Source organism: Pumilibacter intestinalis (genome assembly GCF_943193005.1).
Classification (GTDB): domain Bacteria; phylum Bacillota; class Clostridia; order Christensenellales; family Pumilibacteraceae; genus Pumilibacter; species Pumilibacter intestinalis.
In genome coordinates this window covers 1-1,284 of the sequence record NZ_CALPCH010000048.1, presented here as the reverse complement: position 1 = coordinate 1,284, position 1,284 = coordinate 1, and the positions used below count along the sequence as shown (strand labels likewise).

The window sequence follows — 1,284 nt, the reverse complement described above, 5'->3', positions numbered from 1 at the left end:
GTTATAATACTCTATTGTGTCCGCCTGTCTGCCTTTTAAGATAAGTTCGGAACGAAATCTTTCCAAAGCAAAGTCGATAAGTATCTTTTTCATTCGTTATTCATCCTTATGTAATCTACGATAAACTATACGTATATTATCTTCTTTGATTTTTTCCAAACCGAGAGCGGAAATATCGTTTTCCAATTCGTCGTAAGAAGCATAATGTAAAATAAATTTATTCTTAAAAAGTAAATTGTGCGTGTGATAAAAACGTTTTGCATTATAGCCTATATTCATGTTTTTGGTAATATACTTTTTCATATAGTTCGCCACGCGAGCGTAATTATTATCCGGCGGAATTATTGCGAGCGAGCTGTAACCGTTTTTCCAATCTTGAATATTGAATAACGGCTCGCCGAAATTCCCGTACAAATAAGCTCCGGTTTTTGAATTGCGTGCAGGAACTAAAGTGAAACGAATGTTAGATGCGAGAAAATGTAAATGCAACGCTCTTTTTCCGTCAATCTCTTTTCTATGCCATTCGGGAACGGCTAACATTTTCATATCCGGACTTTTACGTTTACACCACCGTTGAAACTCGCTATATAACGCTTTGGTCGCGTCAACGTCGTAACGGTCAACAATTTCGTCCGAAAATGTAAGCGTACCGAAATATTCCCAATCGTTAGACTGCGCATATCCGTAAAATGTGTCTAAACTGCGTTTGCTTGCATTGCGTATAGAACGCTGCAACTTAGCAATAGTAAAATCGTCTGAAACGGGGATATACACGCCGTCGTCATCTCGCCTTAATAACTTTTTACGGTCTACATTCTCGCTCGCTAAATTCTCGCTGTCTATCAAATGGCGAAAAGTTTCCTTATAGAAAACAATTTCGTCGTAATCCGAATTGGGGAATTTATTATAAATTACGTTAGATAGCTCGAATTGTCGAAAGGGTAGACCTCTTTCAAGAATACAATCGCGATATTTTTCGCAAGAAAAACATTTTTTGGTGTTTTTATATGCGCACTGTCCCCAAATCGTATTTTCATATTTGGGAAATTCGGTTTTAACAAAAACGGCTTTTTCAAGAAATTTGCACCGCCCGTAAAATTCGCAAACAAGACATTTTCCGTCATATTCGCATTTATACATAAAACCCCCGTTTTTTGTATTTTTATATGCCGAAAAGAAAAAGCCTTATTTAGCCTTTTCTTGTGAGTTAAGTGTTGCCAGTATCAAGTACGGCAACACCGCGGAACTTTCGGGCGGGCACGGCGCGGGGCGCAGTGTGCCCGC

At 38.6% G+C, this 1,284-nt stretch carries 1 protein-coding gene; it reads right to left on the bottom strand.

Translation table 11 applies throughout. From position 1 onward, the window contains the following. Positions 1–96: 96 nt before the first annotated feature. Complete coding sequence (locus NFR55_RS10465) at positions 97–846, bottom strand: rolling circle replication-associated protein (RefSeq protein WP_251548861.1); 750 nt, start codon at positions 844–846, stop codon at positions 97–99. Between the last annotated feature and the right edge of the window lie 438 nt (positions 847–1,284).